Origin of the sequence: Streptomyces caeni (assembly GCF_042678285.1) — a bacterium.
Taxonomy (GTDB): Bacteria; Actinomycetota; Actinomycetes; order Streptomycetales; family Streptomycetaceae; genus Streptomyces; species Streptomyces caeni.
In genome coordinates, this window is record NZ_JBHUDX010000085.1 from 86425 (window position 1) to 104431 (window position 18007).

16 protein-coding genes are annotated in these 18007 nt (G+C 71.4%); 6 read left to right on the top strand and 10 right to left on the bottom strand.

Annotation, left to right across the window (positions count from 1 at the left end; translation table 11 throughout):
* Nucleotides 1-43: 43 nt before the first annotated feature.
* Genes ACFSL4_RS28760 through deoC form a run of 3 tightly spaced genes read right to left on the bottom strand, consistent with a single transcriptional unit; the run spans nt 44 to nt 3455 of the window.
* A complete protein-coding gene (locus ACFSL4_RS28760; RefSeq protein WP_381089054.1) occupies nt 44-1054 on the bottom strand; it encodes an aldehyde dehydrogenase family protein in 1011 nt (336 codons plus the stop codon).
* Nucleotides 1044-2489, bottom strand: a complete 1446-nt coding sequence (locus tag ACFSL4_RS28765) for an aldehyde dehydrogenase family protein (RefSeq protein WP_381089057.1) — start codon at nt 2487-2489, stop codon at nt 1044-1046. The genes ACFSL4_RS28760 and ACFSL4_RS28765 overlap by 11 nt, the downstream gene beginning before the upstream one ends.
* A 6-nt stretch (nt 2490-2495) precedes the next feature.
* The gene (gene deoC / locus ACFSL4_RS28770) at nt 2496-3455 is read right to left on the bottom strand and encodes a deoxyribose-phosphate aldolase (protein ID WP_381089117.1); all 960 of its coding nucleotides are present in this window, start codon (nt 3453-3455) and stop codon (nt 2496-2498) included.
* A gap of 373 nt (nt 3456-3828) precedes the next feature.
* Between deoC and ACFSL4_RS28775 the strand changes: the two genes are divergently transcribed.
* Together ACFSL4_RS28775 and ACFSL4_RS28780 are read left to right on the top strand one after the other, a co-directional pair.
* Complete coding sequence (locus ACFSL4_RS28775; protein WP_381089060.1) at nt 3829-5286, top strand: MFS transporter; 1458 nt, start codon at nt 3829-3831, stop codon at nt 5284-5286.
* A 9-nt stretch (nt 5287-5295) separates the two neighbouring features.
* A complete protein-coding gene (locus tag ACFSL4_RS28780; protein WP_381089062.1) occupies nt 5296-5802 on the top strand; it encodes a MarR family winged helix-turn-helix transcriptional regulator in 507 nt (168 codons plus the stop codon).
* A gap of 3 nt (nt 5803-5805) precedes the next feature.
* On the opposite strand, the gene ACFSL4_RS28785 is transcribed toward ACFSL4_RS28780, so the two are convergent.
* Nucleotides 5806-6735, bottom strand: a complete 930-nt coding sequence (locus ACFSL4_RS28785; protein ID WP_381089065.1) for a LysR family transcriptional regulator — start codon at nt 6733-6735, stop codon at nt 5806-5808.
* Between the two features lie 71 nt (nt 6736-6806).
* Here ACFSL4_RS28785 and ACFSL4_RS28790 point away from each other — a divergent pair, with 71 nt between their 5' ends.
* Both ACFSL4_RS28790 and ACFSL4_RS28795 read left to right on the top strand, forming a co-directional pair.
* Nucleotides 6807-8051, top strand: a complete 1245-nt coding sequence (locus ACFSL4_RS28790; RefSeq protein WP_381089067.1) for an MFS transporter — start codon at nt 6807-6809, stop codon at nt 8049-8051.
* Nucleotides 8052-8280: 229 nt separating this feature from the next.
* On the top strand, nt 8281-8943 hold the full coding sequence (locus ACFSL4_RS28795; protein WP_381089069.1) for a PH domain-containing protein: 663 nt from the start codon (nt 8281-8283) through the stop codon (nt 8941-8943).
* A gap of 18 nt (nt 8944-8961) precedes the next feature.
* Here ACFSL4_RS28795 and ACFSL4_RS28800 read toward each other — a convergent pair whose 3' ends face one another.
* From ACFSL4_RS28800 to ACFSL4_RS28825, 6 genes are all read right to left on the bottom strand, one after another.
* Nucleotides 8962-9171, bottom strand: a complete 210-nt coding sequence (locus tag ACFSL4_RS28800; RefSeq protein ID WP_381089120.1) for a DUF397 domain-containing protein — start codon at nt 9169-9171, stop codon at nt 8962-8964.
* Nucleotides 9168-10043 carry a helix-turn-helix domain-containing protein gene (locus tag ACFSL4_RS28805; protein ID WP_381089071.1) on the bottom strand — a complete coding sequence of 292 codons (876 nt, stop codon included), beginning with the start codon at nt 10041-10043 and terminating at the stop codon, nt 9168-9170. Before ACFSL4_RS28805 ends, ACFSL4_RS28800 begins: the two co-directional genes overlap by 4 nt.
* Before the next feature lie 230 nt (nt 10044-10273).
* Entirely contained in the window at nt 10274-11224 is a 951-nt protein-coding gene (locus ACFSL4_RS28810) for an alpha/beta hydrolase (protein WP_381089073.1), read from the bottom strand.
* A gap of 557 nt (nt 11225-11781) precedes the next feature.
* On the bottom strand, nt 11782-13413 hold the full coding sequence (locus ACFSL4_RS28815; RefSeq protein ID WP_381089076.1) for a phospho-sugar mutase: 1632 nt from the start codon (nt 13411-13413) through the stop codon (nt 11782-11784).
* 102 nt (nt 13414-13515) lie between these two features.
* Nucleotides 13516-14340: a purine-nucleoside phosphorylase gene (locus ACFSL4_RS28820; RefSeq protein ID WP_381089079.1), complete on the bottom strand. Its 825-nt coding sequence runs from the start codon at nt 14338-14340 to the stop codon at nt 13516-13518.
* A 361-nt stretch (nt 14341-14701) separates the two neighbouring features.
* Entirely contained in the window at nt 14702-15139 is a 438-nt protein-coding gene (locus ACFSL4_RS28825) for a gamma-glutamylcyclotransferase family protein (protein WP_381089082.1), read from the bottom strand.
* Nucleotides 15140-15236: 97 nt separating this feature from the next.
* On the opposite strand from ACFSL4_RS28825, the gene ACFSL4_RS28830 reads away from it, so the two are divergent.
* The gene (locus tag ACFSL4_RS28830; RefSeq protein WP_381089085.1) at nt 15237-16685 is read left to right on the top strand and encodes an NAD(P)H-quinone dehydrogenase; all 1449 of its coding nucleotides are present in this window, start codon (nt 15237-15239) and stop codon (nt 16683-16685) included.
* Between the two features lie 167 nt (nt 16686-16852).
* Nucleotides 16853-17812, top strand: a complete 960-nt coding sequence (locus tag ACFSL4_RS28835; protein ID WP_381089088.1) for a DeoR/GlpR family DNA-binding transcription regulator — start codon at nt 16853-16855, stop codon at nt 17810-17812.
* The last annotated feature ends 195 nt before the right edge of the window (nt 17813-18007 follow it).

An 18007-nucleotide genomic window follows, 5' to 3' on the forward strand; every position in this document is an offset into this window, starting at 1 on the left:
TTCCCCGGCCCGGGGAAGCACGGCCCTCCTGTGCCGGGCGGCCTCAGTACGAGGAACCGGACGCGCCCAGTGACCCCGTGGGGTGCCAGACCGTCTTCGTCTCCAGGAAGGCCGTCAGCCGCTCGGTGCCCGGCGTCGAAAAATAATCCACAGGCTGTGGACGAAGAACGCGCTTCAGGTTGTCCGCCGCCGCGATCTCCAGTTCCCTGGCTAGGACGTCGTCGGCGCCGGCCAGATCGATCGCGTTGACGTCCTGATGGGCGGCCAGCGGTGCCGCGACCTCCGCCGTGCGGCCCGAGAGGACGTTGACGACGCCGCCCGGCACGTCGGAGGTGGCCAGGACCTCGCCGAGGGAGAGGGCCGGCAGCGGGGACCGCTCGCTCGCGATCACGACGGCCGTGTTGCCGGTCGCGATCACCGGCGCGACCACCGAGACCAGGCCCAGGAAGGACGACTCCTGGGGGGCGACGACCGCGACCACGCCCATCGGCTCAGGGGTGGAGAGGTTGAAATAGGGGCCCGCGACCGGGTTTCCGCCGCCCACCACCTGGGCGATCTTGTCGGTCCAGCCCGCGTACCAGACCCAGCGGTCGATCGCCGCCTCCACCCGGAGGGCCGCCTCGGCCCTGGACAGGCCCTCGGCGTCGGCGACCTCGCGGACGAACTGCTCCTTGCGGCCCTCCAGCATCTCCGCGACGCGGTAGAGGATCTGGCCGCGGTTGTAGGCCGTCGCGCCCGACCAGCCGCCGAACGCCTTGCGCGCGGCGACCACCGCGTCACGGGCGTCCTTGCGGGAGGCGAGGGGCGCGTTCGCCAGCCAGTTGCCCTTGCCCGCCGCGCCGGCATCCGATGTCGCTGTGGTCACCTCGTACACCCGGCCGCTCTCGGACCGCGGGAACTTCCCGCCCACGTACAGCTTGTAGGTCTTGAAGACGGCGAGCCGCGGCTCGCTGGTCACGTCCTTCGCACCCTTCTCGGCCTTCGTGCTCTTCTCGGCCTTCCCGCTCTTCACGCTCTTCACGGTCTTTTCGGTGGTGTCGCTTTTACCGGACATCGAGGTATGCCTCCAGACCGTGGCGGCCGCCCTCGCGGCCGAAGCCCGACTCCTTGTAGCCGCCGAACGGCGAGGCCGGGTCGAACTTGTTGAACGTGTTGGACCAGACGACGCCGGCGCGCAGTCTGCTCGCGACGGCCAGGATCCGGGAACCCTTCTCCGTCCAGATGCCGGCGGACAGGCCGTAGGGGGTGTTGTTGGCCTTGGCCACGGCCTCCTCCGGGGTGCGGAACGTCAGCACGGACAGCACCGGGCCGAAGATCTCGTCGCGGGCGATGGTGTGCGCCTGGGCGACGTTGGTGAAGAGCGTCGGCGCGAACCAGTAGCCGGACCCCGGGAGTTCGCAGGCAGGGGACCAGCGCTCCGCCCCCTCCGCCTCGCCCTGCTGGGCGAGCGCGGTGATCCGGGCGAGCTGTTCGGCGGAGTTGATCGCGCCGATGTCGGTGTTCTTGTCGAGGGGGTCGCCCAGGCGGAGAGTCGTCAGCCTCCGCTTCAGGGACTGCAGGACCTCGTCCTGGACCGACTCCTGGACCAGGAGCCGGGAGCCCGCGCAGCAGACCTGGCCCTGGTTGAAGAAGATGCCGTTCACGATGCCCTCGACGGCCTGGTCCACGGGTGCGTCGTCGAAGACGATGTTGGCGCCCTTGCCGCCCAGTTCGAGGGTGAGCCGCTTCTTCGTGCCCGCGACCGTGCGCGCGATCTCCTTGCCGACGGCCGTGGAGCCGGTGAACGCGACCTTGTCCACATCGGGGTGCGCGACCACCGCGGCGCCGGTGTCGCCGTACCCGGGAAGGACGTTGACGACGCCCTTGGGCAGGCCCGCCTGGCGGCAGATGTCCGCGAAGAACAACGCCGAGAGGGGGGTGGTCTCCGCGGGCTTCAGCACGACCGTGTTGCCGGTCGCCAGCGCCGGGGCGACCTTCCACGCCAGCATCAGCAGCGGGAAGTTCCACGGGATGACCTGGCCCGCCACGCCGAGCGGCCGGGGGTCCGGACCGAACCCGGCGTGGTCGAGCTTGTCGGCCCAGCCCGCGTAGTAGAAGAAGTGCGCGGCGACCAGCGGGAGGTCCGTGTCGCGGGTCTCCCTGATGGGCTTGCCGTTGTCCAGCGTCTCCAGGACGGCCAGTTCGCGGCTGCGCTCCTGGATGATGCGGGCGATGCGGAACAGGTACTTGGCGCGCTCGGCGCCGGGCAGCGCCGACCACGTCCGGAAGGCCCTGCGGGCGGCCTTCACCGCCCGGTCGACGTCCGCTTCTCCCGCCCGGGCGACCTCGGAGAGGACCTCCTCGGTGGACGGGCTGATCGACTTGAAGACCCGGCCGTCGGCCGCCTCGGCGAACTCGCCGTCGATGAACAGGCCGTACGACGGCGCGATGTCGACGACCGAGCGGGACTCGGGCGCGGGTGCGTACTCGAATGCGGATGCGGATGCCATGGGGGATCAGTCCACCGTCACATAGTCGGGGCCGGAGTAGCGGCCGGTGGCCAGCTTCTGACGCTGCATCAGCAGGTCGTTCAGGAGCGAGGAGGCGCCGAAGCGGAACCAGTGGTTGTCCAGCCAGTCCTCGCCCACGGTCTCGTTCACCAGGACCAGGAACTTGATCGCGTCCTTGGAGGTGCGGATGCCGCCGGCCGGCTTCACGCCGACCTGGACGCCGGTCTGCGCCCGGAAGTCGCGCACCGCCTCCAGCATGAGGAGGGTGTTGGCCGGGGTCGCGTTGACGGCGACCTTTCCGGTCGAGGTCTTGATGAAGTCCGCGCCCGCGAGCATGCCGAGCCAGCTGGCGCGGCGGATGTTGTCGTACGTCGACAGCTCACCGGTCTCGAAGATGACCTTCAGACGGGCGTTCCCGCAGGTCTCCCTCACGGCGACGATCTCCTCGTACACCTTCAGGTACCGGCCCGCGAGGAACGCCCCGCGATCGATGACCATGTCGATCTCGTCGGCGCCCGCGGAGACGGCCTCGCGCACGTCGGCCAGCTTCACCTCCAGTGCGGCGCGGCCCGCCGGGAAGGCCGTGGCGACGGACGCGACCTTGACGCCGGAGCCGGCGACGGCCTCCTTCGCGACGGCCACCATGTCGGGGTAGACGCAGAGGGCGGCGGTCGCGGGCGCCGAACGGTCCGTCGGGTCGGGGTGCACCGCCTTGGCGCCGAGCGCCCGGACCTTGCCCGGGGTGTCCGCGCCTTCCAGCGTCGTCAGGTCGACCATCGAGATGGCGAGGTCGAGGGCGTACGCCTTCGCGGTGGTCTTGATGGAACGGGTACCGAGGGAGGCGGCGCGCGCCTCCAGGCCGACCGCGTCGACGCCGGGCAGCCCGTGCAGGAAGCGGCGCAGCGTGCTGTCGGACGCGGTGACGTCGGCGAGAGCGTGTGGGGCCTGTGCGGCAGTGGTGGGCATGGTCACCAGCCGAGCATATCTACGCGCGTAGCAGCTGTACAGCCCCGGGATGGGACGGGGCAGGACGGGGCGGGACGGGACGGGTGTGGCGCACCCGCGGCCCATGTGTCACCAGCGCCCGCGTTCTACCTGCGGAAAACCCCGGCGGTGATCGTGCGCGAGCGCTCACGCATCTCGGAGGGGCCGAGACTCCACCCGTGCCGAGCTGCTTCGTCGGGCTCTCCGCCGCGCCTGTCTGCGCGGCCCCCTCTTTCGGTGGAGGTGTGACGGGAGCGGCTGCGGACATCGGCGGCGGGTCGGCCTTGCGTCTGAGGCGGGTGCGGGGCTGCGCCGGCCTGTCCTGGTCGTACGGGGCCCAGGCAAGGAGCTAGACATGTCTATTAAACTGATAGACATGTCTAGTAATTTTTCTCCGGCGACCGCTTCTGCCTCGCCTCCGTCCGATCGGCGGCACCGCACACCACGTGCCGTGCTGGTGCTGCTGGTGTGCTGGCTCGCGGCGTTCTTGCCCATGCTCGATACCAGCATCGTCAACCTTGCGCTGCCGCGGCTCGGGCAGGCATTCCATCTACCGCCTGCCGGGCTGGGATGGGTGACCAACGCCTACCTCCTCCCCTTGGTGGTCGCCATTCCGGCGGTCGGCCGACTGGGCGACATCACCGACCGGGCCCGGCTGCTCGCAGCGGGAGCCGGCGTCTTCGCGCTCGCCTCGCTGGGAGCGGCGCTGGCTTCCACGCTTCCCGTGCTGCTGGTCATGCGTGCTCTGCAGGGACTCGGGGCGAGCGCCTTGGCGACCATGTCCATGGCCGTGGTGAGCGCGTCGTTCCCACCCGGGCGCGCACGGGATCGAGCCCTGGCGTGGTACCTCAGCGGACCCGCCTTCGGCGGCGCGGTCGGGCCCTTGGCCGGTGCGGCTCTCACCGCCGCCGGCGGCTGGCGGTTGATGTTCGCCGCTCAGGTACCGCTTGCCGTCCTGGTGGCCGTCGGTGGGCTGCGCCTGGTCCTGCCCGCCGGAGGGGAGCGTCGGTCCTTCGACCCTGGTGGTATCGCGTTGGCCGCGCTGTCCCTGCTCGGGTTGAGCGTGGCGCTTCTGCAGGCGCCGGTGTGGGGCTGGATGTCTCCTGCGGTCTGGCTCGCCTGGCTGCTGGCCGTCGTCTGCGGTGCCGCCTTCGCGGTCCACGAGCGGCGCACGCCGCATCCGCTGCTGTCGCTGAAGGTGTTTGCCAACCGGTCGTTCCTGGCTTCCGCCCTGGCCGGTGCCGGGATCTGGTTCGGCATTATCTCGGGGTTTATGCTGCTGCCGCTTTACCTGGAAAACGCTCGCGGCATGGGGGTCCTGCAGGCAAGTCTGCTGGTTGCGGCCTGGCCGGTGGGTGCCTTGCTGATGTATCCGTTTGCCGGCAAGGCGGTCGGCCGCCGCGGGCCGGTGCCCATGATGGGGCTCGCATTGGCGGTGACCTTCGCAGGCGCGGTGGCGATGGTCTTCTTCGGACCGCACACCTCTGATGCCATCGTTGTGCTGGTCGGCCTGGTGCTGGGCGTGGTGACCGCGATCGGCCAGGTTGCCACTGCTGTCGGGGCTGTCTCGGAATTCGCCGACCGGGATGCCGGAGTCGCATCTGGTGTGTTCAACACCGTGCGGCAGGTGGGCTCCATCCTGGGTGGCGCGCTGCCGATGTCGATGCTGGCCGTCGGCGGGCACACAACCGGCGCAGTGACCTACGGCGGCCTGGGCAGCGCATTCATGTCCCGCGTTGCAGTGCTGGGTATCTGCCTGGTCGCCGTCTACCTGCTGGTGCAGCGGCGCAGCGTGGTCAGCCAGGCCGGTTAAGCTTTCCGGATGGCGACTTCCGACACCACTCGGATCGGGCCGGGCAGCCTGCTGGAGGCCCGGTCCGATCTGCAGTTCCGCATGGCGCGCGTGCATCGCACGTTGCGGCGCCGCTGGGAAGAGGAGATCGCGAACCTTGCGGTCACCGCTGCGCAAAGCGAGGTGCTGTTCCTCGTCGGAGCAGAGCCTGGGATCAGCCAGCAGAAGGTCGCCGAGCGGCTCGGCACGGACGCGATGAACGTCAAGCGCATGGTTGCCCAACTCCTCGAGCGCGGTCTGCTGCGGCGCTATCGAGGAACCGGGGATCGCCGCGTATGGCACCTTGAACTCACCGGCGACGGCGCCACGGTGGTACAGGATCTGGTCAAGGCCGCGGTGCGGATGAGACGCTCGGTATCCGCCCGGCTCGGTCCCGGCCAGGTCCGAGCCCTCACCGCGGCAATGGACTCGCTGGCGGCATGGGCCGGCGGCCCTCCCGAACGCGCCGACGAGCAACCTGCCCCTATCGGCGAGTGAGCCCTACCGAGGCGGGCCGCTGCCGGCCTGCGGCCCTGTCTCGTCCGCCGACGGCGCCGTGAAATGGTCGCGGGCCGCGGTGAGGAAGGCGCGGCCGGCGGCCGACTGTCCGGACTCGCGCCAGGCGAGCACCAAGCGGTGGTGCAGCGAGGGGTCGCGGACGTGTACGACCGCCAAATCGGCGGCCGACTCGATCGCGGACTGCGGAAGGAGCGCGAGAGACACCCCGTTCGCCGCCAGGTCGACGAGCAGCCCTAGCTTGCTGCACTCGATGATGACGCGAGGGGTGAAGCCTGCCGCCTGCGTTGCGGACTCCACGGTGGTGCGCAGCCCGCTGCCCTCGGGCAGCGTGGCTATCTCCAGGTCGCGCAGCCGGGTGAGAGGAACCGATGCCTCCTGGGCGAGCGGGTGATCAGGACGGACCGCCACGACCACCGGTTCGGATGCTACGACCGCGCTGCGCAGCCCGCTCGGCACGCGCTGGTGGGGACCGAGCCCGACGAACGCCGCGTCCAGCCGGCCCTCCGCCACAGCGCTCAGCAGCGTATCGCTGTGTCCCTCGCGGACCTTGATCTCCACCCCGGGGTGCGCCTGGCGGAAGCGGCCGAGCAGTTCCGCCAGGCCGGCCGGAGGGTGCTGCACGGTGCCCAGGACGAGGCGACCGGCCAGCAGCCCGCTCAGCGCGGCGACCGCATCTCGCCCCTGCTCGGCCGAAGCCAGCGCGGCACGCGCATGCGGCAGCAGCGCCTGCCCCGCGTCGGTGAGGCGGACTCCTCGCTTGAGGCGATCGAAAAGAGGTTCCCCGACTTCGTGTTCGAGTCTGCGGATCTGCTGGCTGATGGCCGGCTGGGCGACCATGACACGCTCGGCTGCCCGTGTGAAGCTGAGTTCCTCCGCGACTGCGACGAAGTAGGAAAGCTGGCGTAGTTCCATAAGCATTCCATCTCGCACCTAGTCCAAAGGAATCTTAGACTTATCCATGCGGCCTTCCTACCGTCGGCAGTGTGGCTACTACACATCCAGACAAGTCCGCCTCCGCCTCCGGCGGCCAGGCCGCTCCGACTGCGGCTCCCGCCGCACTGACCGCCGCGGCGATGATCAGCTATGCCGACCGTTTCGGCTTCATCCCGCTGGTGGCTGCCGCCGCCACCGGTCTGCGGGCCGCACTGTCCGACGTCGCCACCGCGGTCAGCATCTACTTCCTGCTCTACGGAGCAGCCCAGCCGATCATCGGCATCCTCTCCGACCGGCGCGGCCGGGTGCGAGTGCTGCGCTGGGCGCTGGCCACTCTGGCAGTCAGCGATCTGGCCGCGGCACTCGCACCGGGCTCAGTCAGCCTGATCGCAACTCGGGCAGTGGCCGGCGCGGCCTCCGGAGCACTGCTGCCCACCACGCTCGTCTACCTCGGAGATACCGTCGACTTCCGATTCCGGCAGCGAGCGGTCGCCCGCGTCCTCGCCGCCGCGGCCCTTGCCGCTGCGGCGGCCATGGCCGCCTCCGGCCTGCTCGCCCAGTGGGTTGGCTGGCGGGCGCCGCTGCTTCTGGTAGCCGTACCGGCCGCTGTGCTCTCCATCCAGCTGCGCGATCTCGCAGAACCCCCGCGATCCGCCGAGCGCACGAGCCTCCTGCAAGTCCTGCGCAGTTCTCCGGCGACTCGCGCCTTGATGGTGTTCGCCCTTGCCGAAGGGGCAGCCATGCTGGGCTTCTTCCCTTTCCTGGCACCCATGCTGGAATCCCGCGGCTCGTCCACGGCGGTGGCCGGCACCGTCGTCGGCGTCTACGGCATTGCCACCGTCGCGGGCTCCAGACTCCTCGGCACCATGCCAGCACGCTTGGCGCCCCGACTGCCGCTGATCGCCGGTGGCCTGGCCATGGTCGTCGGCTACCTGATCATCTCCCTCAGCCAGGGAATCGCGCCGGTTCTGGCTACTGCCGCGCTGCTGGGCTTTTCCTTCTCGCTGTTCCACTCGACCTTTCAGACCTGGGCGACGCAGTTGCTGCCGAACGCCCGCGGTGTGGTCACCTCGCTGTTCGTCTCCGCTGTCTTCACCGGCGCGGCACTCGCGTCCCTGTGGGGCGGCGGACTGGAATCCAGGCACGCCTACCACGAGTTGTTCGCCATCGCCACCGCGCTGGCCGGCGCGGTCGGCATCATCGGCACCATCGCCCGGCTGCGCCACCCCAGCACCGCGGTGAACCCTGGCGCCGCCTCCCCGCATGGTGGATCGACCGCGCCTTCCCGGCATTGAGTCCCATTGTTCGAGGCGGTAGCCGACTCGGGGTGTGCAACGGGCGCCTGCGGCGCGCGCCCTCCGGGCACTGCATTCGGTGGAGTCAGGGCATGCGGAGGGGTTTGCGCACTCCGTTCACTGGCTGTAGATCATTCCCTTGAAGCGCAGACGCCCCTTGGCCCCCTGAGCGGACACAGCCGGGGCAGCTGGTCGTGCCCGCCGCAACCGGTCGTGCAGAATCGAACCCATGACGACCCCGGATCACCAGTCACCCGCGCCGGACTCCTCGGCACCCCACTCCCGGGACCGCATCTACCGGTCGCCCGCCGGTCTCGCGGCCGGCGGACTGCTGCTCGCCATCGTGCTCTGGCTCGGCATCGACGCACTGGTCTTCGGACACGGCCGCACCCCGTGGCTGGCGCTCGCCGCGATGATCCTGGTCATCCCGCTGGTCACCGCCTTCACCCTGCGCCCGGCGGTGTACGCGAACGAGGAACGGCTGCGCATCCGCAACCCGTTCCGGGTGATCGTGCTCCCCTGGGGCTCGGTGGCCGCGATCCGCTCCGGCTACTCGAACGAGGTCGTCGCCACCTCCGGCACCAAGTACCAGCTGTGGGCCGTGCCCGTCTCCCTGCGCGCCCGCAAGAAGGCGGCCCGGCAGCACACCCGGGCCACCACACAGACCGCCCGCCCCGGCGCGCGGGGCCGCACCGGCACTGCGCCGCCGGTAGCGGCCGGTCCCACCCGCGCCCAGACCGACCAGATCATGGAGGACCTGCGCGAACTCGCCGAGACCCGCCGGAACGCCGAGCACGCCCAGGGCGAGCCGACCGTCCGCTGGGCGTACGAGGTGATGGGACCGGCGGTGGCGGGGGCGGTGGTGCTGGCGATCCTGCTGGCAGCGGGATGAGTCGCGGGCGGGTGGCCCCTACGGTCGCTTCCCGGCGTACGGGACGAAAGCGGACCACGCCCCGGGGGACAGGGCCAGCCGGGGGCCCCTGGTGTTCTTGGAGTCGCGGACGTGGACGGTTCGGGGCGATATCGCGATCTCGACGCAGGACTCGCCGTCGTTGCCGTCGCTGTAGCTGCTCTTGAACCACGTGAGTTCGGGGACAACCCCAGATGCCTCGCGGATCAGGTCTCTCCCAGCAGTTGCTCGATGAAGGCCAGCGACTCCCGTGGCGGGAGAGCCTGCGCTCGGATGGTGCCATACCGCAGCTCCAGAATGCGCAGCTGCCTCAGGTCGGAAACGGGCCGCCCGTTGAACGCGCCGTCGGAGCGTCCGACCGCCGTGCCGTCCGCAAACTTCAGCAGCTCGATCTTGCCGTCCAGCCCGGAGTGCACCTCGCAGTGCGTCGGCATCACCTGAAGCGTGACATTGCGCATCCGGCCTACTTCCAGCAGACGTTCGAGCTGCTGTCGCCACACCATTGTGCCTCCAAGAGGCCGCCGCAGCGGTGCCACTTCCAGCACGAAGCTGAGCGCAGGAGCGGGGTCCCGTTCGTAGACAGACCGCCGGGCCATCCGAGCAGCCACCATACGTTCCACCTCATCCTGGGAGTACGGTGGCTGCGCTGCCTCGATCAAAGTCCGTGCATGCTCTGACGTCTGCAAAAGCCCGCTGATGCTGTGGCACGCGTATACCCCGATCTCGACCGCTTGGGCCTCCAACTTCGCCAAGTCCCGTACCTTCTTCGGATACCGGACTCTCTTGACGTCCTCTTTCATCGCCGAGAGCAGTCCGCCCGCCCTCAGTACCTCGTCCGCCTTGTCCAGATACTCGGGCCGGGGAATCCGCTTCCCGCCCTCGATCTTGTAGACCAGGTCCTCCCCGTACCCGACCGCCGCGCCGAACTCCGCGGCCCGCATCCCCGCCGCCTCCCGCCGCAGCTTCAACTGCCGCCCCACGGTTGCGACGACCGCGACACCCCAGTCGTCATCCGGGTCCACCTCCCAACCCGGTTCGTCCCTCTCGTCCTTGAGCCCAACCGTTGCACCGTCCACCCGCATCGCCCGCGCCCCTTTGGCCGTACCGCCGTGCCGCGACGCCCCGTACCCGCGCACCCCTTCTCACGGGCCCGGCACCACCGGACAATCACCGGCCGGCCTCCGGGCGGTAGCTGTACGTATGGACGTCGTCGCCGGTCAGATCAGGCGCAAGCGTCCACGCCGAGTGCCGTGAACGAGCGATCCGTCCAACTCCGCGCGTGGGCCGGATGCCCGGATCCGGAACAACCACTTCACCCGGGCGTGCCGCCGCCCGCGCCCGCCGCGTCCAGCAGACGGCCGGCCACCGTGCGCGCGCCCTCGTCGCCGATGAGCACCGTGTAGTGGTTGACGTCGGCCACCCGGTGCGTCGCGATTCGGGCGGGGTCCAGGTCCGCGGCGGCCAGCCGCTGCTCGTCGTACAGCCCCTGCGGCTCGTCCATCAGACCCCGGTCGGCCCACAGCAGCCGGGTCGGAAGCTCCAGTTGTCGTACCGCGGACAGCACCTCCGGATCGCGCAGAACCTGCGTGCCGTCGACGCGCACGGCGTCGACGACGCAGGACGAGCGCAGGTGGGGCTCCTCGCCGACGAGGTCGCGCTGGATGTAGGCGTCCACCCACGGCGACCACGAGCCGGAGAAGGCGGGATGATTCCGCCAGTAGTCGCGGTAGGACTGCCGGTCGGGGAAGGTCATGGTCAGCCGGCGCATCGCCGGGCCGATGACGGCGTCGAGCAGCGCGTCCGGGTCGAGGTGGGCCGGAGTGGGGAAGCCGAGGCCGCCGTCGACGAGGACGAGGGAGGCGAACCTCGCGGGATGGCGTACGCCGGTGAACGCGCTGACGAAGGCGCCCATCGAGTGGCCGGCGAGCACCGCCCCGCGCAGCTCGAACGTGTCGGCGAGCGCGGCCATGTCCGCGGCGTGCGCGGCGATGCCGTACGGGCCGGGCAGCGACCGGCTGCCGCCCCGGCCGCGCAGGTCGGGCGCGATCAGGGTGGCCCGGCCCGCGAGGTGGTGGGCGACCCTGGCCCAGGAGAGCGCGTTGGCGGTGATGCCGTGCAGCGCGAGCACGACCGGGGCGCCCGGCTCGGCCGCGGGCCAGCGCAGCACGGCGAGTTCGCCGCCGTCGACGGGCACGCTCAGTTCTTCGTACGGGCCGGTCTGCGGCGTGGCCTCGCGGCGCGGGCCCTCGGGGTGACGCGTCATTCTCGGCGGCTCCTCGTCTCGTCGCGCACCGGAGGGCGGTCGTCCGGTGGCGTGTCGTGCACGATAGGGCCCGGCGGGCGGCACCGATATGTGCCCGGTGCATGTAGGTGGCCTTGGGTTCGTGTGGCGGGCCCATGTGGGTGGGTGCGGTCACCGGCTTCTGACGCCGAGGGGCCCCGGTGCGGACGGCGGGGCGGGTGCCGGTGGCCGGACGCCTCTGCCCGGGAATGGGAACCTGTGCGGGCGCCACTCGACCTCCGAACCCCGATCCCCTTCGGCTGTCGCCGTCAGCGGGGACGACCCCTTCCCGGCACGGGGTGCCGGCAGCTCCACCCCTCGTCCGGCGTCCAGGACCAGCGACGGGGAGCGCTGCGAGCGGAGGGGTTCGTGTCGCCGGCAACGAACCGGCGAGGAACCCACCACACGGACCTCGGGGACACCCACACCCATGAACGAAACCATCGCCAGGCGACCGACGGGCCTCGCCGGTATCGCCGCCGGTACGGAACCCGTGCCCGCGGCTGTGGAAGCCGCGGGCACGGGCGTGCATGCGCGGGTCAGATGCCGGCCGCGGCTGCCAGGTCGCGCTTGAGTGCCGCCAGCAGGTCCGTGGCCCTGGCCCGTGCCGCCGGGAGGCCGGCGCGCCCGGCGACGGGGACCACGACCTCCAGGTAGCACTTCAGCTTCGGTTCCGTGCCGCTGGGGCGGACGATCACGCGGGCGCCGTCGAGCGTGTAGCGCAGCCCGTCCGTGGGCGGCAGGGTGTCCGTGCCCCGCGTGAGGTCCTCGGACCGGGTGACGGGCAGGCCAGCGAGTTCCGTGGGCGGCTGCTCCCGCAGGCGGCGCATCGCGTCGGCGATGAGCGAGAGGTCCTCGACGCGCGCCGAGAGCTGGTCCGTGGCGTGCAGGCCGTGTTCGAGGGCCAGGTCGTCGAGGAGGTCCAGGAGGGTGCGGCCCCGCGCCTTCAGGTGCGAGGCGAGTTCGGTGATCAGCAGGGCCGCGGTGATGCCGTCCTTGTCGCGTACCCCGTCCGGGTCGACGCAGTAGCCGAGCGCCTCCTCGTAGCCGTAGCGCAGGCCCTCGACGCGGGCGATCCACTTGAAGCCGGTGAGGGTCTCCTCGTAGCCAAGGCCCGCCTTCGCGGCGATGCGGCCGAGGAGGGAGGAGGAGACGATCGACTCGGCGAAGGTGCCCCGGGCGCCGCGCTCCACCAGGTGGGCGGCGAGCAGGGCGCCGACCTCGTCGCCGCGGAGCATGCGCCAGTCGGCGCCGTCCTTGACGGCCACGGCGCAGCGGTCGGCGTCGGGGTCGTTGGCGATGACGAGGTCGGGGTCCGTCTCGTGGGCCTTCGCGAAGGCGAGGTCCATGGCGCCGGGCTCTTCCGGGTTGGGGAAGGCCACGGTCGGGAAGTCCGGGTCGGGGTCGGCCTGTTCGGCGACGAGTACCGGGGCGGGGAAGCCGGCGCGGGCGAAGGCGGCGAGGAGGACGTCCCTGCCGACGCCGTGCATCGCGGTGTAGACGGTACGGGCGGTCCGCGGGGACTCCGGGGCGAGCACCGCGTCCGTGCGGGCGAGGTAGGCGTCGAGGACACCGTCGTCGAGCGTGTCCCAGCCGCCGTCCGGGCGGGGGATGTCGGCCAGCGTGTTGATCGCGTCGATCTCGGCCGCGATCCCGGCGTCCGCGGGCGGCACGATCTGGGAGCCGTCGCCGAGGTAGACCTTGTAGCCGTTGTCGCGCGGCGGGTTGTGGCTCGCGGTGACCTCCACACCGGCGACCGCGCCGAGGTGCCGGATGGCGAAGGCGAGGACCGGCGTCGGCAGCGGGCGGGGCAGGAGCGCCGCGCGCAGGCCCGCGCCCGTCATGACGGCGGCGGTGTCGCGGGCGAAGTCGGCGGACTTGTGACGGGCGTCGTAGCCGATGACCACGAGGCCGTCGCCGTGGCCCTGGGCCCTGAGGTACGCCGCGAGGCCGGCGGCGGCGCGGATGACCACGGAGCGGTTCATGCGCAGGGGGCCGGCGCCGAGTTCACCGCGTAGACCGGCGGTGCCGAACTGGAGGGTGCCGCCGAAGCGTGCGGCGAGCTCGGCGTGGTCCCCGGCGTCGATGAGCTTGGCGAGTTCCTCACGGGTCTCCGCGTCGGGGTCCTCGGCCAGCCACGCCTGGGCCCGTGCGATGAGTTCGTCGTGCACGTCGGATCAACCTCTCGTTGTGTGTGGGTGGGGCGGGGGTTCGGCGTCCGTGGTCGTTCCCGCCCGCTCGGTCCGGCGCCAGGCCGTCACCGGCGGCCGCACCTACAGCCGCTCCAGCACCTGGGCGAGGAGCGCTCCCATGCGCGCCGCGCTGTCGCGGCCCGCCTGGAGGACCTCCTCGTGGTTCAGCGGCTCGCCCGTCATACCGGCGGCGAGATTCGTGACCAGGGAGATGCCCAGGACCTCGGCGCCCGCCTCGCGCGCGGCGATCGCCTCCAGGACCGTCGACATGCCCACGAGGTCCGCGCCCATGCCGCGGGCCATGCGGATCTCCGCCGGGGTCTCGTAGTGCGGGCCGGTGAACTGCGCGTACACGCCCTCTTCGAGGGTGGGGTCGATCTCCTTGCACAGGCTCCGCAGGCGCGGGGAGTACAGGTCCGTGAGGTCGACGAAGTTGGCGCCGACGATCGGGGAGGTCGCCGTCAGGTTGATGTGGTCGCTGATCAGGACCGGCTGGCCCGGACGCATCGTCTTGCGCAGGCCGCCGCAGCCGTTGGTGAGGACGACGGTCTTGGCGCCGGCGGCGACGGCGGTGCGGACGCCGTGTGCGACGGCGGCGACGCCGCGGCCCTCGTAGTAGTGCGTACGGCCCAGGAAGACCAGGGCCCGGGTGTCGCCGACCCGGTGGGAGCGGAGCTTGCCGCCGTGGCCCTCGACGGCCGGAGGCGGGAAGCCGGGCAGCTCCGTGACCTGGAACTCGGCCTCGGGCTCGCCGAGGGCGTCGACGGCCGGGGCCCAGCCGGAGCCCATCACCAGGGCGACGTCGTGGGTCTCGGCACCCGTCAGCTCGCGCAGGCGCGCGGCGGCGGTGTCGGCGGCGGCGTAGGGATCGCCCTGGATGTCGTCCGGAAGAAGAGATGCGTTCACGCGGATGAGAGTAGCCGCTCTCTGCCTACGCGCGTAGATGAGGGAGTTCACGGGAATGCGATCGTTGTCTTGTCGTTTCCGACGATTCCCGTCGCCGCCGTGGCTGTGGGCGCGGCCGCTCCGGCGCGTGCCGGGGCGCGCCGCGGGCGTCGCCGTTCGCCGTCGCGGCCGGGCACGGTGTCGCGGCCGGGCACGGTGTCGCGGCCGGGCACGGTGTCGTGGTCGTGGCCGGGCGCTGTGTCGTGGTCGCGGTGCGCTGTGCGCCGTCGCAGCCCGGCGCTGTGCGGCCGCCGGCCGCTGTCCGCCGCTGCCGTCGTCGCCGGAGGGGGAGGTGTTCCGGGGCCGGCCCCCTCGGCAGGGCTCAGCAGGGGCGCTTGCGCAGTTCCATCACGTAGTCGTGCGGCGCCCCGGCCGACTCCGCCGCGTCCGCGATCCCGCCCAGGTAGCGGGCGGACGGGAGGCCGCCCTCGTAGCCGTTGAGCACGTAGGTCCAGGCCGGTTCCTCGCCGTCCAGGGTGTGGGCGCGGACGCGCAGCCTGCGGTAGACGCCGAGGCCCACGCCCTCCCAGCGGTCCAGGGAGTCCTCGTCCATGGGGGCGATGTCGTACAGCGCGACGAAGACCTGCGACAGCGGGTCCTCGACGATCGTCGCCAGGGCGCCCTCCCACCCGATGTGCTCGCCCCCGAAGGTCAGCCGCCAGCCGTTGAGCCAGCCGGTGGCGCGCAGCGGCGAGTGCGGTGCGCGGCGGGACATCAGCCGCGCGTCGAGGTTGCCGGCGTACGCGGCGTAGAGCGACATGGAGTCGAGGGTACGACAGCGCCACGGCGGTCTCTGCTGTAACAGAAGTACCACCGGGCGGCCCCCGGGGAGAGCGCCACCCCACGCGTGCGGGACAATGGAGTACGTGACTCGGATCGTGATCATCGGTGGCGGACCCGGCGGATATGAAGCGGCGCTGGTGGCCGCGCAGCTCGGCGCGGAGGTGACCGTCGTCGACTGCGACGGTCTCGGCGGCGCGTCGGTGCTCACCGACTGCGTGCCGTCGAAGACGCTCATCGCGACGGCCGAAGTGATGACGACCTTCGACTCCTCGTACGAGGAGCTCGGCATCATCGTGGCCGACGACACCCCTCCGCTGGAGAAGGCCGCCCGCGTCGTCGGAGTCGATCTGGGCAAGGTCAACCGACGGGTGAAGCGCCTCGCGCTCGCCCAGTCCCACGACATCACCGCATCGGTCACCCGCGCGGGCGCCCGGGTCATGCGCGGGTGCGGCCGGCTGGAGGGCATGCAGGCCCTGGACGGCTCGCGCAAGGTCGTCGTGCGGGTCGCGGACGGCAGCGAGGAGACCCTCACCGCCGACGCCGTGCTCATCGCCACGGGCGGTCACCCGCGCGAGCTGCCCGACGCCCGGCCCGACGGGGAGCGGATCCTGAACTGGACCCAGGTCTACGACCTCGACGAGCTGCCCGAGGAGCTCATCGTCGTCGGGTCCGGTGTCACCGGCGCCGAGTTCGCGGGTGCCTACCAGGCCCTCGGGTCCAGGGTCACCCTCGTCTCCTCGCGCGACCACGTGCTGCCCGGCGAGGACCCGGACGCCGCCGCCGTCCTGGAGGACGTGTTCCGGCGCCGCGGCATGAACGTCATGGCCCGCTCGCGGGCGCAGTCCGCCAAGCGCGTCGGCGACCGGGTCGAGGTCACCCTCTCCGACGGGCGGTTGATCACCGGCTCGCACTGCCTCATGGCCGTCGGCGCCATTCCGAACAGCAGCGGGATGGGCCTGGAGGAGGCCGGGGTCAAGCTGAAGGAGTCCGGGCACATCTGGACCGACAGGGTCTCCCGGACGACGGCACCGGGCGTGTACGCCGCCGGCGACGTGACCGGTGTCTTCGCCCTCGCGTCGGTCGCCGCCATGCAGGGACGCATCGCCATGTACCACTTCCTGGGCGACGCGGTGGCCCCCCTCGACCTGAACACCGTCTCCGCGAACGTCTTCACCGACCCCGAGATCGCCACCGTCGGCTGCAGCCAGGCCGACGTCGACTCCGGGAAGATCGACGCCCGGTGCGTCAAGCTGCCGCTGCTGCGCAACCCGCGCGCCAAGATGCAGGGCATCCGCGACGGTTTCGTCAAGATCTTCTCCCGGCCCGGCACCGGGATCGTGGTCGGCGGTGTGGTCGTCGCGCCGCGCGCGTCGGAACTGATCCATCCCATCTCGATCGCCGTCGACAACAATCTGACGGTCGAGCAGATCGCGAACGCGTTCACCGTGTACCCCTCCCTGTCGGGCTCGATCGCCGAGGTGGCACGGCAGTTGCAGACCCGGAAGGTCCCGGGCGAGATCTGACCGCCCCGCCGGGAAGACCGCCGGTCACGGGGAGTGGCCGGCGAAGCGCGCGGCATCGGTGTCGGGAGTGGGCGTCTATACCACTTTCGGCCCCGCTGTGCGAACAACTTCTGTTATTCGGCGCAAACTGCTGAAAGCAGACGGTCGTTGGGGTTACTGTCAGTTTCGTGTTCGCTGCAGAACGTCGTCAATTGATCCTCGAAATGGTGCGAGCGAACGGGGCCGTGTCGCTCCGTGAACTCGCCCGCGTCGTCCAGACCTCCGAAGTGACCGTACGGCGGGACGTGCGCGCACTGGAGGCAGAAGGACTCCTCGACCGCCGGCACGGCGGTGCGGTACTGCCGGGCGGGTTCACGCGGGAGTCCGGCTTTCCGCAGAAGTCACATCTCGCGACCGCCGAGAAGACCGCCATCGCCGACCTCGCCGCGGGCCTCGTCGAAGAGGGTGAGGCCATCGTGGTCGGGGCGGGGACCACCACGCAGGAACTGGCGCGCCGGCTCGCGCGGGTGCCCGGGCTGACGGTCGTCACCAACTCCCTGCTGGTGGCCCAGGCGTTGGCCCATGCCAATCGCGTCGAGGTCGTGATGACCGGCGGCACCCTGCGCGGTTCCAACTACGCCCTCGTCGGCAGCGGGGCCGAGCAGTCCCTGCAGGGGCTCAGGGTCTCCAAGGCGTTCCTCTCCGGGAGCGGGCTCACCGCCGAGCGCGGGCTGTCCACGTCCAACATGCTGTCGGCGTCCGTCGACCGGGCACTGGTGCAGGCGGCCGCGGAGGTCGTCGTCCTCGCCGACCACACCAAGCTCGGCACGGACACCATGTTCCAGACCGTGCCGACGGACGTGATCACCCGGCTGGTGACGGACGATCCGCCCGCGCACGACGACCGCGCGGCCACCGAACTGCAGGCCCTGGCCGACCAGGGGGTTCGGATCGCGGTCGCCGGTGCGCCGGGCAGCGGGTCCGGAAGCGAATCCGCGCCCGCGGGGCGCCAGCCGCGCCGGGACGTGCCGCTGCCGGGGCCGCGCCGCGGCCAGGTCCCCGGGGGGCCGCAACTGCGCAGCGCGACCGCCCTCGGGGAGCCGCCCACGGGCGACCGGGCCAGGGTGGCGGACCTCCGCCGCCGCTGAGCGCTCCGCCGCAGTCCGGTACGCCGTCCTCGGGCGGCGATGGAGGCGCGCCCCCTGCTCGAACGTGGTTGAGAGCCGGGGGGAGGCTGGTCGCGCCCACGCGGCGCACAGCCGCTTGCCGGCCGCGCCGGGAAACGCCAGGCGCCCGGGAGACCGGTTGTTGCGGTCTGCCGGGCGCCTGGTCGTGGGGTGGGT

Excerpts from the sequence above, each read along its gene's own strand:
- ACFSL4_RS28760 (WP_381089054.1), bottom strand. The coding sequence starts at position 1,054 with ATGTCCGGTAAAAGCGACACCACCGAAAAGACCGTGAAGAGCGTGAAG.
- ACFSL4_RS28765 (WP_381089057.1), bottom strand. The coding sequence starts at position 2,489 with ATGGCATCCGCATCCGCATTCGAGTACGCACCCGCGCCCGAGTCCCGC.
- deoC (WP_381089117.1), bottom strand. The coding sequence starts at position 3,455 with ATGCCCACCACTGCCGCACAGGCCCCACACGCTCTCGCCGACGTCACC.
- ACFSL4_RS28775 (WP_381089060.1), top strand. The coding sequence starts at position 3,829 with ATGTCTATTAAACTGATAGACATGTCTAGTAATTTTTCTCCGGCGACC.
- ACFSL4_RS28780 (WP_381089062.1), top strand. The coding sequence starts at position 5,296 with ATGGCGACTTCCGACACCACTCGGATCGGGCCGGGCAGCCTGCTGGAG.
- ACFSL4_RS28785 (WP_381089065.1), bottom strand. The coding sequence starts at position 6,735 with ATGGAACTACGCCAGCTTTCCTACTTCGTCGCAGTCGCGGAGGAACTC.
- ACFSL4_RS28795 (WP_381089069.1), top strand. The coding sequence starts at position 8,281 with ATGACGACCCCGGATCACCAGTCACCCGCGCCGGACTCCTCGGCACCC.
- ACFSL4_RS28805 (WP_381089071.1), bottom strand. The coding sequence starts at position 10,043 with ATGCGGGTGGACGGTGCAACGGTTGGGCTCAAGGACGAGAGGGACGAA.
- ACFSL4_RS28810 (WP_381089073.1), bottom strand. The coding sequence starts at position 11,224 with ATGACGCGTCACCCCGAGGGCCCGCGCCGCGAGGCCACGCCGCAGACC.
- ACFSL4_RS28825 (WP_381089082.1), bottom strand. The coding sequence starts at position 15,139 with ATGTCGCTCTACGCCGCGTACGCCGGCAACCTCGACGCGCGGCTGATG.
- ACFSL4_RS28830 (WP_381089085.1), top strand. The coding sequence starts at position 15,237 with ATGGAGTACGTGACTCGGATCGTGATCATCGGTGGCGGACCCGGCGGA.